This window comes from Cellulomonas jepli (assembly GCF_047229345.1).
In the GTDB taxonomy this organism is placed as follows: Bacteria; Actinomycetota; Actinomycetes; order Actinomycetales; family Cellulomonadaceae; genus Cellulomonas_A.
Genome location: NZ_JBFTER010000054.1, coordinates 1 through 12,461, shown reverse-complemented (window position 1 = coordinate 12,461; position 12,461 = coordinate 1). Strand labels below are relative to the sequence as shown.

Here is a 12,461-nt window from a genome sequence, read left to right as displayed (position 1 = left end):
AGTTGCCTCGCCGTGGCGGTACGGGGGCCTGAGAGTTTCCCGGGGAGGGGCTTGCTCCTTCGGCGCCTCCCCGGGCGGCTCGGCTCCTCGTGGGGCGGGCCGGGCCGACGGCGGGAGGACTCTCCCGCCACGGTTCGAGCAGCGTGTTCAGTTGGGCGTGCTGCGCCAGCGTACCCGCCGCCGGGCGCGTCCGGCGGTCGCGCCGGGGGATCCGCCGCCCGCTCCCCCGCACGGCCGCCGAGCCCGCCTCCCGGAGCACCGCCCGCACGGGCCGGCGGCGGCGTGCTCGGCCTCGTGGTCCAGCGCGCCACGGCGGGACGGGTGGCGACGAGCCCGACCCGGCACCGCGCGCCGGGGCCGGCCCGCGTCAGGCGCGGGCCGCGTCGAGCACCGGGACGAGCTGCTCCTCCTCGTAGGCGAGGTGCCGGCCCAGCTCGTCGACGAGGCGGTCGACCTCCCGCAGCGTCGCGTCCCGGTGCGCGACGTCCGCGCCCACGACCGCCTGGAGCTCGTCGAGCAGGTCCTTGATCACGGCGTGCTCGGCGCGCAGGCGGTCCAGGACCGGCGTCAGTGAGGGGTCCCGCGCGAGCATCGGGAACATCCCGGCGTCCTCGCCCTCGTGGTGCCGGTGCAGGCCGGAGCACACCGTGAGGCACGAGACCCGCAGCTGCGCGCCGAGCCGGGTCCCCCCGCGCGCCACCTCGTCCCGGACCAGCGCGAGCTCGCGGCGGAACGCGTCGTGCAGCAGCACGAGCGCCTGACCCCACGACGCGCCCTGCGGTGGGCCGCCGGAGACGCGGTGCAGCGCGACGACCGGGATCACCCGGCTCGTGCGCGCCTGGTACTCGGCCCACCCCGGGTCCGCCTCGACGGCGCGCGCGTACAGGCGGTCGCGCTCCTCGCCGGTCAGGACCTCCGCGCGCGCCTCGTAGGCGAACACGCCGTCCTCGACCGTGACGGTCGGGTCGGCGACGAGGTTGTGGAACCACGCCGGGTGGGTCGGCGCCCCGAGGGACGACGCGATGACGAGCACGCGGTCGCCGTCGGGCAGGTAGCCGAGCGGGGTCGTGTGCGGGCGCCCGGTGCGCGCGCCGCGGGTCGTGAGGAGCAGCAGCCGGCTGCCCTCGTACTCGGCGACGCGGCCGTGGCGCGCGCGGAACTCGTGGACGATCCGGTCGTTGTACGCGTTCGGCACGGTCGCTCCCCTGGGGTCTCGCGAGCGACGCTAGACCGGTGCGCCGGACGCGGGCAACGGTCGCGGCTGCCCCGGGGCCGGGAGCGCGCGGCGGCCGGGTGCCGGTGGCCCGGCGCCGAGCGACGGGCGTGCAGCGCCGGTCGGACGCCGGTCGGACGCCGGTCGGACGCCGGTCAGACGCCGGTCAGACGCCGAGGATCACCAGGGCCGTCGTCGTCGCGCCGCGCGCCCGCGCCGCGTGCACGACCTCCGCGACGTCCGCGAACGAGCCCTCGACGAGCACCGGCTGCCCCGCCGACGTGTCCCCCGACCACCGGACGGCCGCGTGCGGCGGCGGCGTGAAGGGGACGTGGTCCGGCATGACGACGACGCCGGCCGCGCGCACCGCCGGGTCCTCGGCCGCGCGCACCTCGACCGAGCGGACCACGGACAGCCGCTCGACCGTGCGGACCAGGAGGTGCTGACGCCGGGCGGTCGCGCGGAACGTCACCGCGATCGCCCCGACGTCACCGTCGACCGCGCCCGTCGCGAGCGACTCGAAGCTGACGCCGCGCGTCGAGAAGACGCTGGTCAGGGCAGTGAGCGTGCCCGGACGGTCGGCGCCGCGCACGAGCGCGACCCACCGCTCGCCGGTCACGTCCCGCACGTCGCCGTCGTCTCCCACCCGTCCGTCCGGCACGCGTCGGTCCGGCACCCGTCCGCCCGGCACCCGTCCGCCCGGCACCCGTCCGCCCGGCACCCGTCCGCCCGGCACCCGTCCGCCCGGCACCCGTCCGTCCGGCACCCGTCCGTGCGCCACGCCGCCGTCGTCCACGCCACCCTCCGTCCCGTGCCCGTTCACGCCCCGACCTCCGTCCGCCCGAGCCCCCACGGCGCGAGGCTCGCGTCGATCCGGTCGCGGCACCGCACGAGCAGCTCGGCCTCGTCGGGTGCGGGCTCGTCGAGCAGCGCGCGCGTCCACCCCTCGGGGCCGAGGACCACGGGCACGCCCAGCACCCCGTCGAGCGGTGCGCCGCCCACGCTGACCTCGCCGTCGAGCAGCACCTGCCCGGCGACGACGATCTCCCGGCCGTCGAGCAGCGTGTCGACGAGGTCGACGGTCGCGCTCGCCGTGCCGGCCGCGGTCTTGGCGCCGCTCTGGTGCGTCATCCAGGGCCGGGCGACCGCGCGCAGGTCCGGCGGCCAGGAGTCGATCAGGTCGAACGCCGCCCCGATGTCCTCGGCCGCGAGCGCGAGCAGCTCGGTCTGCGCGTCGGCGATCTCGGCGCCGAACGTCGCGAGGGTCCGCCCGCGCCGCAGGCCGTCGATCGCCCGCCGGCGCTCCGCCCGGTCGAGCCCGCTGACCCGCACGGTCGACCACAGCGGCACGAGGTCGGAGCCGTGCTGGCCGGCGACGAACCCGCCGATCCGGTGCCGGCGCAGCCCGAGCGACACCGCGATCTCGCGCCGGAAGCGCAGGGTGTCGAGCCACGCGCCCATCCCGATCACCCGGTGCCGGCCGAGCGTGCGAGCCATCACGGCCACCCCCAGCTCGACGGGGTTCGACACGACGACGACGACCTCGTTGCCGGACCCGTGCGCGGCGAGCGCCCGGGCGTACGCGTCGAACACCGCGTGGTTCTCGGCCGCGAGCCGCGTGCGGTCGGTCGACGCCCCGGCGCGCGGCGGCGCGGTGACGCCCGCGCACACGACCACGACGTCCGCGACGACGTCCTCGGGCGTGAGCGCGACGTCGATCAGCGGCGCGTGCTCGTCGTACGCGTCGACGAGGTCGGCGCGCAGCCCGTGCGTCGCGCGCGCCGACGACCCGCCCGCGCGCCCGACGAGCTGGAGCCGCGACGACGTCGGCAGGACCCGCCGCTCCACGAGCTGCGTGCACACCTGTCGTCCGACGTCACCCGTCGCTCCCAGCACCGCCACGTCCATGTCCGCACCGTACGTCCGGTGCGTGTCCTGAAGGTTGCGTCCGGCGGGCGAGGCCTCCGGCGCGACCTCCGGCGTAGGCAGAACGCACGGCCGGCGCAGGTCTGCCGTGTGCCCCGCAGGCCGCGCGACCCGGGGTTCGCTCCGCCGCCCGGGACGCCCCCGGGACGCGGAGCGCGTGCCACGATCGGCCGATGATCCTCGAGCACGCCCTGCTGCCCGTCGACCCCGCCCGCGCCGCGGAGTTCGAGGCGGCGTTCGCCGAGGCGCTGCCGATCATCAGCGCGATGCCCGGCGTCGGGCGCGTCACGCTCTCACGCGGGGTCGAGAGCCCGGGGACCTACCTGCTGCTCGTGCGGTGGGAGACGGTCGAGCACCACACCGAGGGGTTCCGCGGCTCGGCCGGCTACGCACGCTGGCGGGAGCTGCTGCACCGGTTCTACGACCCGTTCCCGGTGGTCGAGCACTTCGCGCCGGTCCTCGCCGCCGAGCCTGGCGCCCCGGCCGCGCCCCGGGGAGGATGGGACGCGTGAGCACCGACGCGCTCGTCCAGCCCTCCGTCCTCTCGGTCAGCCGCAGCCCGCGGCACGCGTTCAGCAAGCCCGTCGAGGAGGAGATCCGGCTCGTCGCGGGCCTGGGCGTCGAGGGGGACGCGCACTGCGGCGTGACCGTCCAGCACCGCTCGCGCCGCCACCGCCCCGACCCGCCGCCCAACCTGCGGCAGGTCCACCTGATCCACGCCGAGCTGTTCGACGAGGTCGCGACCGGCGGGTTCGTCGTCCGGCCCGGGGAGATGGGCGAGAACGTCACGACCCAGGGCGTCGAGCTGCTCGCGCTGCCGCGCGGGACGCGCCTGCACCTGGGCCGCCACGCGGTCGTCGAGCTCACCGGCCTGCGGAACCCGTGCACGCAGATCGACGGGTTCGCCGACGGTCTCATGCGCGCGGTGCTCGGGCGTGACGCGGACGGCAACCTCGTCCGCAAGGCCGGCGTCATGAGCATCGTCCTGGCGTCGGGCCTCGTCCGGGCCGGGGACCGGATCGACGTCGAGGTGCCGGTCGGCGCCCACGAGGTGCTCGTGCCGGTCTGACCGGGACGGTGGCCGCGACGGGCCGCACCGACCTCCCGTCGTCGACCCCGTAGCCGCGCCACACCCGGGCGCCCCGGCGCCGATGGCCGGCGTCAGCCGCCCGAGCCGAGCGTCGCGACGAACCCGAGCAGCACCCCGACGACGGCCCCGACGACCGCCTGCGCGACGGTGTGCTGCCGCAGTCGCACCCGCGACCACACGAGCGCCGCGAGCACCGCGACGCCGGCCACGCCGACCACCGGGAACCACCCGAGCAGCAGCCCGACGAGGGTCCCCGCGAGGAGGCCGTGCGCCGAGACGTCCCACCGGGCACCCGCGAGCGCGACGAGCCCGGTGGCGAAGTAGGCGACGAACGCGCGGACCACCTCGTCGGGCAGGCCGAGCGCGACGCCGACCGCGAGCGCGACGAGCTCCGCGGCGAGCACCCAGGGGACCGCCCGCCGCCGCGTCACGGAGCCCGGTCCGCCGACGAGCCGCACGAGCGCGAGCGCGAGGAGCGTGGCCCCGGCGAAGAGCCCGACGGTCAGCGCGACGGCCCGGCCCCGACCCTCGGCCCCGCCGGCCCACGCCGCGACGACGGTTGCGAGCACCGTGCTGGGCAGGGGCCCGAGGACCCGGCTCAGGGCGCGTGCGGCCCGCACGTCGGGGCCGTCATCACCCGCGCGCGCCGACGGGTGCTTGTCTCGGGATGTCCGGTCTGAGATGCTCCACGGCAGTTCATGTGATCGACTCGACCGGTTCATCTCAGCAGGTCCTCCCAGGACGGAGCGGCATGGCGGAGCAGGACGAGCCAACCACGGGCGGCAGCGGTCTCGCCGCCAAGCTCGACCGGCTCTTCACCACGATGCGCCCGTCGCCGGACCGCGAGTACACGCACGACGAGGTCGCCCAGGCGATCAGCCGCACCGCCGGGGGGCCGTCGATCTCCGCGACGTACGTGTGGCAGCTGCGCACCGGTCGGCGCGACAACCCGACGAAGCGGCACCTCGAGGCGCTCGCCTCGTTCTTCGGCGTGCACCCCGCCTACTTCTTCGACGACGAGCGGGCCGGCGAGATCGAGCGCCAGCTCGCGCTCGTCGCCGCGATGCGGGACGCGGGCGTGCGCTCGGTCGCCTTGCGCGCGTCCGGCCTGTCGCAGCAGAGCATCGACGCCCTGCTGCTCATGGTCGAGCGCGTCCGCGAGCTGGAGGGTGTGCACGGCAGGACCCAGGGGGAGACGAGAGATGACCAGCGCCCGACGCCGGGCTGAGGAGGCGCTCGACGAGCTGGGCCTGCGCGGGCCCGCGACCGTCGACGCCCTCGTCCAGCACCTCGCGGAGCAGCGGCAGCGGCCCCTGCTCGTCGAGACGGCACCCGCTGCCTTCTTCGCGGACGCCGCGTGCGGTGCGTGGTGGGAGAGCGAGCACCTCGACCTCGTCCTCGTCCCGGAGGACGCCGACCCCGTGCTGCGGGACCACACGGTCCGCCACGAGCTCGCCCACATGATCCTGCGGCACCCCGGGGCCGCGTGCTCCGGCGAGGCGCTCCGCGAGGTCCTCGCGCGCGTGGTGCCCGACCTCGACGCCGGCACGGTCCTCGGTGCGCTGCACCGACGCAGCGACTACGGCGTCGCCGCCGAGCGCGAGGCCGAGGTCCTCGCGTCCCTGCTGACCCTGCGGGACGCGACCGAGGCGGACCGCCTCGGCGACCGGGAGGCGGAGGCGCTGCGGCGCGCGCTGAGCGGGAGGCTGCGTCGTGGATGAGCTCGTCACCGCCGGGGTCGTGGTGCTCTGGGCCGTGACCGTCGTCGAGGTCGTGCGCGCGGTCCGGGGCACCGGGGCGCGGTCGCTGCTCGTGGCGGTCGCCGCCCTCGCCGCGGGCCGGACGCTCGACCTCGACGCGGTCGGCGAGGCGCTCGGGCGCACGACCGTGCTCGCGGCCGTCGAGCACGCGCTCGTCGTGGTCAGCGCGGTGGCGGTCGTGGCGTTCACGCACCGGATCACGGGTGAGCGCCGCACCGTGCCGCGGGCGGTCTGGGTCGTTCTCGGGCTCATGCTCGCGGCGCCGCTCGTCGACGCGTGGGGCGCGCTGCCGGCGACCGCGGAGGACCGGGCCGCGGTGTACGCGTCGTCGGTCCCGTGGCTCGTGCACTGGGTCGCGTTCCTCACGACGCTGGCCGTCGCCCTGACCGCCGGGGCCCGCGTCGCGCTGCGCAACGGCCGACTCGCCCGCGGCGTGCTCGGGGTCCGGCTCGTCGGGCTCGGGGCCGGGCAGGTGCTCGGCGTGCTGTACACCGCGCTCAAGGCGCTGCACCTCGGGGCCCTCGTGGTCTCGCCCGGGGCGGACGTCGGGCTGCTCGGGACCGCGGAGCAGGCGGCGCTGAGCTCCGCGATCCTGCTCGTCGCGGCCGGGCTCGTCGTGGGCTTCGCCGCCACGGTCGCCGCCGACGTCGCGACCCGCCGGCGGCTGTGGGTGCTGTGGCCGGTGTGGGCCGGCCTGTGGGCCCACGCACCGCACCTCGACCACGCCCCGCCGAGCCGCCTGCGGACGACGTTCTCCGCCGACGCACGGATCCGCGAGGTCCGGCTCGTCGTCGAGATCGGCGACGCGCTGCGCGTCCTCACCCCGTACGTGCCCGCGCACGACCACACCGACCCGGTCGCGTCCGCCGCGGCGCTGCAGCTCGCGTCCCGGCGGGTCGGGCAGGACGTCGCGCCCCCGGAGTCGACGGGCCCGCGGCCGGCCGAGGCGGGGTTCGCCGCACGCACGCGCGAGCTGTACACGCTGGCGCGCGCGTGGCCCCGGGCGGCGGCCGTCCGGGCGCAGGTCGTCCCCGGCGCAGGTGCCGAGGACGTCGAGGGCGTCGGCGACGCCGTGGCGGCGCAGGCCCGGGCGTCCGGTGACGGGCGGCACGGCGCCGGGGAGCGCACGTGACGAGCCACGGAGCGCACGCCGTGCCCCGCGGAGCCACCCCCAGGCTGCGGTGCCGGGCACGCACGGCACACCCGCCGCACCGAGGCCCCACAGCGACGCGGACGCCGTCAGGATCGACCCGGACGTACGCGCGCACGACCGGCTGCTGACACCACCACGACAGCAGTCGCCACCACCCGAGCGACCAGCCCAGGAGGGCACTATGCAGGGAGCCACCGGTACCGAGAGCACGACCGACGAACGCGTCGAGGACCGCACGGAGGACCGGAGCGACGACCGGGCGCACGACCTGACCGAGAGCCTCCTGTCCCCCGAGGAGGTCGCCCGGCCCGACGCGGTCGAGGACTCCCGGCCGCTCGTGCGGCACGGCTCGGACCTCCTCGACCTGGTGGCCGGGGGTGTGCCGTTCGCGGTCGCGCACGACGTCCGCGCGTCGACCCCCCGCCCGGCGGGCACCACGGACAGCTGACGGGCACCGACAGGTCTCGGCGTCAGAGCGTGCGCTGCCACGCCACGACGCGGTCGACCGCCTCGCGGACGACGTCGACCGACGACGCGAACGACAGCCGTACCCAGTCCCGCCCGTCGACGCCGTCGAAGTCGGTGCCGGGGGTGAGCGCGACGCCCGCCTCGGCGAGCAGCCGCTCGCACCACGTCACCGAGTCGAGCCCCGACGCGCTGATGTCGGCGTAGAGGTAGAACGCGCCGTCGGCCGGTGCCACCCGGTCCCAGCCGAGCTCGGGCAGCCGGTCGAGCAGCAGGGTGCGCGACTGCGCGTAGCGCGCCACGTTCTCGTGCGCGGCCGCGTAGCCCTCGGGTGAGAACGCCGCGACGCCGGCGTGCTGCGCGAGCGCGGGCGGGCACAGCGCGACGTTGCTCGCGAGGGCGTCGACCGGCGCCACGAGGTCCTCGGGCAGCAGCAGCCACCCGAGGCGCCAGCCCGTCATCGCCCAGTACTTCGAGAACGAGTTCACGACGACGGCACCCTGGTCGAGGAACTGGGCGGCGGTCGCCGCGCCGGCGGACCCCACGGTCTCGGCCGGGGCCACTCCCCCGGTGACGGCCACCGGGGTGCGCGGGCTCCCGAGGTCGGGGGCGCCGCCGTCGGGCACCGAGCCGTAGGTGATGCCGTGGTAGATCTCGTCGCTGATGAGGCGCACGTCGAACTCGGCGCACCAGGCCGCGAGCGCAGCGAGCTCGTCGGCCGCGATCATCGTGCCGGTCGGGTTCGCGGGGCTCGCGACGACGACGCCGTCGAGCCCGCCCGCGTAGTACGCCTCCTGGAGCTGCGCGACCGTCGGCTGGTAGCGGGTCTCGGGGCCGCACGCGAGCTCGACGACCTCGCAGCCGAGCGACGCGAGGATGTTCTTGTACGCCGGGTAGCCGGGGCGGGCCAGCGCGACGCGGTCGCCCACGTCGAACGCCGCGAGGAACGCGAGCATGAACCCGCCCGACGACCCGGTCGTGACCGCGACGCGCGCCGGGTCCACGTCGACGCCGTACCAGCGCGCGTAGTGCCCCGCGATCGCGGCCCGCAGCGGCGGCGCACCCAGCGCCTCGGTGTACCCGAGGCTCCCGGACGTGAGGATCTCGACCGCCCGGTCGCGCACGACGTCCGACGCGCCCGTCGACGGCTCGCCCGCGCACAGGTTGAGCACCGACTCTCCCGCGGCGCGGCGGGCGTTGGCGGCCGCGAGGACCTCCATGACGGCGAACGGCGGGACGTGGGAGCGGCGCGAGACCTTCATCCGCCCATCTTGGCGGTTGCCCGGCCGGCGCACCCGCGCGCGGCGCCCGCACCCCCTGCCGTCAGACCCCCAGGCCCCGGCGCGTACCCCGCCCCGACGGACCGCGGAGACCCCGGTGCGCACCCGCGCCGTCAGACCGCCAGGTCCGGCAGCACCGTGCCGCGCTTCTCGATCCACGCGAGGGAGTCCGCGATCCCCTCCTGCACCGACCGCTGCGCCTCCCAGCCGAGCACCTCACGGGCCCGGTCGCTGCGCGTGTACGCGCCCGCGGAGTCCCCCGGGCGGCGGGGGTGCTCGACGACCTCGACCCGGTCGCCCGTGACCTCCTCGAACGCGGCGACGAGCTCCTTGACGGTCGTGCCGATGCCGGTGCCGAGGTTGACGACCGCGTGCCGGTCCCCGGCGAGCGCGTCGTCGAACCGCTCGAGCGCCGCGACGTGCGCGAGCGCGAGGTCCCACACGTGCACGTAGTCCCGGATCCCGGAGCCGTCGCGCGTGCCGTAGTCGACCCCGGTCAGCGCGAACGGCCGCCCGGCACGGTGCCGGTCGACGAGCTGGCCGAGCGCGTGGCTCGGCGCGGCGAGCTGGAGGCCGGTGCGCAGCTGCGGGTCCGCGCCGATCGGGTTGAAGTAGCGCAGGGACAGCACGCGCAGGTCGGTCGCGGCGGCGACGTCCTCGAGCACGCCCTCGACCATCATCTTGGTGCGGGCGTACGGGCTGGTCGGGGCCAGCGGCGAGGACTCGTCGACGCTGAAGTCGTCGCTCGGGCGGTACATCGACGCGGAGCTGCTGAAGATCAGCCGGTGGCAGCCGCGCTCGACGAGCGTCTCGACGAGGTCGATCGTCTTCGTGACGTTGGCGCGGTAGTAGTCGATCGGGTGCGCGACGGAGTCGGGCACGACGATGAGGGCCGCGCAGTGCACGACGGCGGCGATGTCCGGGTTCTCGTCGAAGACGCGGTGCACGAGCGCCCGGTCGGCGATGTCACCCTCGTAGAACGTCCGCCCCGCGGTGAACTCACGGCGGCCGGTGACGAGGTTGTCGAGGACGATCGGCCGGTGCCCGGCGTCCAGCGCCGCCGACGCGATCGTGCTCCCGATGAACCCGGCGCCGCCGGTGACGAGGATGTCCATGTCTCCCTCTCGATCGCTCCGCGCCTCGTGCGGCGCGGACGTCCTGTCGTGCTCGCGGGTCAGACCGTGCCGAGGAACCGGGTGACGGCCGCGGTCCAGCGCTCCCGCGCCTCGGAGCTCGCCTCGGGAGACGGGAGCCCGGTGAGCGTCACGACGAGCGACGCCGTCCCGCCCGCCCTCGGCTCGCTCGCGACCGCGACGGCGTACCCGTCGCCGGCCCTGCTGCGCCAGTGCATGCGCTTCTCGGTCCCGCTGAGCCGCGGCTCCCCGGCGGCGAGGCCCTCCACCTGGGGGTCGGTGGCGGCGAACGCCGTCCACCGCTCGATCAGCTCGGCCATCGCGAGGGGGGTCGCGCGGCTGACGCTCGCCTGGAACGTCCCGTCGGGCTGCTGCCCGGGCAGGCGACGGCCGACGTGCTGCTCGTAGGCGACCGTGACGGACTGCGCCCACCAGCCGGCGCTCTCGGTCCCCGCACGGGCCAGCTCGTCGTGCACGTGCTGCGCGATCCGCCCGTGGTCGAGGTCCGCGGCCCCCACGGAGTCGAGGAACCGCAGCCAGTCGTCCCACGTCCGCTGCGTCGCGCGCTCGATGGGGGCGATCCGCGGGTTCGTCGCCGTCATGGCCGTCCTCCCAGCAGCTCCGCGCGGGTCGTCGCCGCGCTCTCGCGGACAGCCTAGGAGTGCCCGGGCCCCCGCCGGGGCGTCCCGTGTGACGCTCCGGTGTCGGAAACGGCCGCGGTCGGTGAGGGTGGACCCTGGGCCGCTCGGCCCCGAGGGTGGAGACCACCGGTGCGCTCCCCTGCCGCGACGACGACGAGGACCACCATGACGAGCCTGCCCACGCACGCCTTCACCGCGCTCGGCGACGAGCGGTTCGTGTCGCTCACGACGTTCCGCCGCTCGGGCGAGCCCGTCTCGACAGCCGTCTGGGTCGTCCGGGAGGGCGACGAGCTGCTCGTGACGACGCCCGACGAGAGCGGCAAGGTCAAGCGGCTGCGGCACACCACCCGCGTCGAGCTCCGCCCGTGCAGCCGCAGCGGCTCGGTGCCCGACGACGCCGTGGCCGTCCCGGGCGACGCCCGGCTGGTCACGGACCCCGCGGAGGTCGCGCGCTGCTCGGACCTGTTCGAGGACCGCTACGGGCTCGAGTACCGGGCGTTCATGCTCGTCGAGCGCCTCGCGGCGCGGCGCCAGAAGCCGCGCGTCATCGTCCGGATCACCGCGGAGGGCTGAGGCGGAGCTCGTTGCCGTCGGGGACTGCGAGCTCGACCGGCCGGACCGGCCTGGGGAGGCCGCTCCACCTCAACCCGGCGGGCTCGCACGCCGACATCCTCCGCATGGACACCGACGCAGCGGACGCCCCCGCCCTCGTCGCTGCGATGCTGCGCACCTCGGTGGCTCCTGCGCTGCGCGCGGCCGGCTTCCGCGGGTCGGGCCAGGCCTTCCGCCTGACCAATGCCGACGGCGACCACGGGCTCCTCGGCATCCAGCGGTCCGTCGCCAGCAGCCGGTCGGCCGTGCTGCTCACGGTCAACCTCGCGTACTTCCCCGCGGCCGACTGGGACGCGGCGCACGCCGAGGGGCGTGTCCCCACCCGCCCCACCGCGAGCGCCCGGTGGATCCCGACGGGCTGGCAGGAGCGGATCGGGTACCTCGTGGACGAGCCGCACGACCACTGGTTGACGGTCCGCGTGCCGGACGACGTGCCCGTCGTGGGCGCGCACCTCGTCGCGCTCGTGCGCGAGCTCGCCCTCCCCCAGCTCACGGCGCGGCTGGCGGGTACGACGCCTCCGCCCGTGCCCGCGGCGCCGACCGACGACCGGCCGCGGGTGTGCCCCTGGCCGGAGCTGTGCGGCCTGCGGTGGCCACCCGAGGCGTGAGGGAGTGACCGCCGGCGCGGCCGACGGTCACCAGCCTCGCGTGCCGTCCGCCCCCTTGAACGGCCCGACGACGCGGCTCGTGCGCCAGCCGCCGTAGAAGTCGCCCTCCTGCGCCGCGACGACCTCGTCGTCGACCGTGCAGCGGGTCATGCGCCCCGGGTACAGCGCGACGTACCCGGCGAGCTGCTCGTACCCCCGGCTCGGAGACGCGTAGCCCCACGCGGCCTGGCGTGCGCGGACCTCGCGCCCCGCGGCGTCGTGCCCGACGACGTCCCAGTACGTCGCGCGGCCCTTGAACTCGCACCACGACGTCGCGCCGGGGACGGGGACCAGGGCGCCGGGCGCGACGTCGTCGGGGTGCAGGTAGTACGCGGGCGGGTGCGAGGTCTCGAGCACGCGCAGGCTGCGGCGGGTGTCGACGACCACGGACGCGCCGAGCAGGACGACGACGTGCTCGGCGCTCGGCTCGACGCGCGGCGGGCGCGGGTAGTCCCACACCGACTCCTGGCCGGGCTGCGGCGCGGTCGCCGGGCGCCCGCCGGGCGGGGGCGTGCGCGGGCGCCAGGCGCCGGGGACGCTC

At 76.5% G+C, this 12,461-nt stretch carries 17 protein-coding genes and 1 riboswitch; of the genes, 8 read left to right on the top strand and 9 right to left on the bottom strand.

Annotated features, from left to right (window positions below; all coding sequences use genetic code 11):
- Positions 1-6: 6 nt before the first annotated feature.
- Positions 7-137: riboswitch (glycine riboswitch) on the bottom strand.
- 230 nt (positions 138-367) lie between these two features.
- The 4 genes from AB6N24_RS13525 to AB6N24_RS13510 form a co-directional block, all read right to left on the bottom strand.
- Complete coding sequence (locus AB6N24_RS13525) at positions 368-1,195, bottom strand: nitroreductase/quinone reductase family protein (RefSeq protein WP_412869915.1); 828 nt, start codon at positions 1,193-1,195, stop codon at positions 368-370.
- 184 nt (positions 1,196-1,379) lie between these two features.
- Positions 1,380-1,859 (bottom strand): ACT domain-containing protein, encoded by a 480-nt coding sequence (locus AB6N24_RS13520; protein ID WP_412869928.1) that lies wholly within the window; start codon positions 1,857-1,859, stop codon positions 1,380-1,382.
- Complete coding sequence (locus AB6N24_RS13515) at positions 1,829-2,014, bottom strand: Cys-every-fifth RiPP peptide CefA (protein ID WP_412869914.1); 186 nt, start codon at positions 2,012-2,014, stop codon at positions 1,829-1,831. Before AB6N24_RS13515 ends, AB6N24_RS13520 begins: the two co-directional genes overlap by 31 nt.
- Before the next feature lie 18 nt (positions 2,015-2,032).
- Positions 2,033-3,121 (bottom strand): lactate/malate family dehydrogenase, encoded by a 1,089-nt coding sequence (locus AB6N24_RS13510; protein WP_412869913.1) that lies wholly within the window; start codon positions 3,119-3,121, stop codon positions 2,033-2,035.
- A gap of 191 nt (positions 3,122-3,312) precedes the next feature.
- On the opposite strand from AB6N24_RS13510, the gene AB6N24_RS13505 reads away from it, so the two are divergent.
- The gene (locus tag AB6N24_RS13505; RefSeq protein ID WP_412869912.1) at positions 3,313-3,651 is read left to right on the top strand and encodes an antibiotic biosynthesis monooxygenase family protein; all 339 of its coding nucleotides are present in this window, start codon (positions 3,313-3,315) and stop codon (positions 3,649-3,651) included.
- On the top strand, positions 3,648-4,208 hold the full coding sequence (locus AB6N24_RS13500; protein ID WP_412869911.1) for an MOSC domain-containing protein: 561 nt from the start codon (positions 3,648-3,650) through the stop codon (positions 4,206-4,208). The genes AB6N24_RS13505 and AB6N24_RS13500 overlap by 4 nt, the downstream gene beginning before the upstream one ends.
- 92 nt (positions 4,209-4,300) lie before the next feature.
- Here AB6N24_RS13500 and AB6N24_RS13495 read toward each other — a convergent pair whose 3' ends face one another.
- On the bottom strand, positions 4,301-4,849 hold the full coding sequence (locus AB6N24_RS13495; protein WP_412869910.1) for a hypothetical protein: 549 nt from the start codon (positions 4,847-4,849) through the stop codon (positions 4,301-4,303).
- A 131-nt stretch (positions 4,850-4,980) separates the two neighbouring features.
- Between AB6N24_RS13495 and AB6N24_RS13490 the strand changes: the two genes are divergently transcribed.
- The 4 genes from AB6N24_RS13490 to AB6N24_RS13475 all read left to right on the top strand — a co-directional run bounded on the left by AB6N24_RS13490 (position 4,981) and on the right by AB6N24_RS13475 (position 7,590).
- On the top strand, positions 4,981-5,457 hold the full coding sequence (locus AB6N24_RS13490) for an XRE family transcriptional regulator (RefSeq protein WP_412869909.1): 477 nt from the start codon (positions 4,981-4,983) through the stop codon (positions 5,455-5,457).
- Positions 5,432-5,950: a hypothetical protein gene (locus AB6N24_RS13485; RefSeq protein WP_412869908.1), complete on the top strand. Its 519-nt coding sequence runs from the start codon at positions 5,432-5,434 to the stop codon at positions 5,948-5,950. Before AB6N24_RS13490 ends, AB6N24_RS13485 begins: the two co-directional genes overlap by 26 nt.
- Positions 5,943-7,121 (top strand): DUF6545 domain-containing protein, encoded by a 1,179-nt coding sequence (locus tag AB6N24_RS13480; protein ID WP_412869907.1) that lies wholly within the window; start codon positions 5,943-5,945, stop codon positions 7,119-7,121. The genes AB6N24_RS13485 and AB6N24_RS13480 overlap by 8 nt, the downstream gene beginning before the upstream one ends.
- Before the next feature lie 202 nt (positions 7,122-7,323).
- The gene (locus AB6N24_RS13475) at positions 7,324-7,590 is read left to right on the top strand and encodes a hypothetical protein (RefSeq protein WP_412869906.1); all 267 of its coding nucleotides are present in this window, start codon (positions 7,324-7,326) and stop codon (positions 7,588-7,590) included.
- A gap of 22 nt (positions 7,591-7,612) precedes the next feature.
- Here AB6N24_RS13475 and AB6N24_RS13470 read toward each other — a convergent pair whose 3' ends face one another.
- From AB6N24_RS13470 to AB6N24_RS13460, 3 genes are all read right to left on the bottom strand, one after another.
- Positions 7,613-8,869, bottom strand: coding sequence for a pyridoxal phosphate-dependent aminotransferase (locus tag AB6N24_RS13470; protein WP_412869905.1), 1,257 nt, complete (start codon positions 8,867-8,869; stop codon positions 7,613-7,615).
- A gap of 131 nt (positions 8,870-9,000) precedes the next feature.
- Positions 9,001-10,002, bottom strand: a complete 1,002-nt coding sequence (gene galE, locus AB6N24_RS13465) for a UDP-glucose 4-epimerase GalE (RefSeq protein WP_412869904.1) — start codon at positions 10,000-10,002, stop codon at positions 9,001-9,003.
- 59 nt (positions 10,003-10,061) lie between these two features.
- Positions 10,062-10,622 carry a hypothetical protein gene (locus tag AB6N24_RS13460; RefSeq protein WP_412869903.1) on the bottom strand — a complete coding sequence of 187 codons (561 nt, stop codon included), beginning with the start codon at positions 10,620-10,622 and terminating at the stop codon, positions 10,062-10,064.
- A gap of 204 nt (positions 10,623-10,826) precedes the next feature.
- On the opposite strand from AB6N24_RS13460, the gene AB6N24_RS13455 reads away from it, so the two are divergent.
- Positions 10,827-11,234, top strand: coding sequence for a PPOX class F420-dependent oxidoreductase (locus AB6N24_RS13455; RefSeq protein ID WP_412869902.1), 408 nt, complete (start codon positions 10,827-10,829; stop codon positions 11,232-11,234).
- Positions 11,235-11,338: 104 nt separating this feature from the next.
- Complete coding sequence (locus tag AB6N24_RS13450; protein WP_412869901.1) at positions 11,339-11,881, top strand: DUF4304 domain-containing protein; 543 nt, start codon at positions 11,339-11,341, stop codon at positions 11,879-11,881.
- A gap of 27 nt (positions 11,882-11,908) precedes the next feature.
- Here the strand turns inward: AB6N24_RS13450 and AB6N24_RS13445 are convergent.
- The coding region (locus AB6N24_RS13445; protein WP_412869900.1) for a DUF427 domain-containing protein at positions 11,909-12,461 on the bottom strand (553 nt) is incomplete at its 5' end.

Coding starts and splice junctions, on each gene's coding strand:
- galE (WP_412869904.1), bottom strand. CDS start 10,002: ATGGACATCCTCGTCACCGGCGGCGCCGGGTTCATCGGGAGCACGATC.
- AB6N24_RS13510 (WP_412869913.1), bottom strand. CDS start 3,121: ATGGACGTGGCGGTGCTGGGAGCGACGGGTGACGTCGGACGACAGGTG.
- AB6N24_RS13490 (WP_412869909.1), top strand. CDS start 4,981: ATGGCGGAGCAGGACGAGCCAACCACGGGCGGCAGCGGTCTCGCCGCC.
- AB6N24_RS13475 (WP_412869906.1), top strand. CDS start 7,324: ATGCAGGGAGCCACCGGTACCGAGAGCACGACCGACGAACGCGTCGAG.
- AB6N24_RS13505 (WP_412869912.1), top strand. CDS start 3,313: ATGATCCTCGAGCACGCCCTGCTGCCCGTCGACCCCGCCCGCGCCGCG.
- AB6N24_RS13485 (WP_412869908.1), top strand. CDS start 5,432: ATGACCAGCGCCCGACGCCGGGCTGAGGAGGCGCTCGACGAGCTGGGC.
- AB6N24_RS13460 (WP_412869903.1), bottom strand. CDS start 10,622: ATGACGGCGACGAACCCGCGGATCGCCCCCATCGAGCGCGCGACGCAG.
- AB6N24_RS13455 (WP_412869902.1), top strand. CDS start 10,827: ATGACGAGCCTGCCCACGCACGCCTTCACCGCGCTCGGCGACGAGCGG.
- AB6N24_RS13450 (WP_412869901.1), top strand. CDS start 11,339: ATGGACACCGACGCAGCGGACGCCCCCGCCCTCGTCGCTGCGATGCTG.
- AB6N24_RS13470 (WP_412869905.1), bottom strand. CDS start 8,869: ATGAAGGTCTCGCGCCGCTCCCACGTCCCGCCGTTCGCCGTCATGGAG.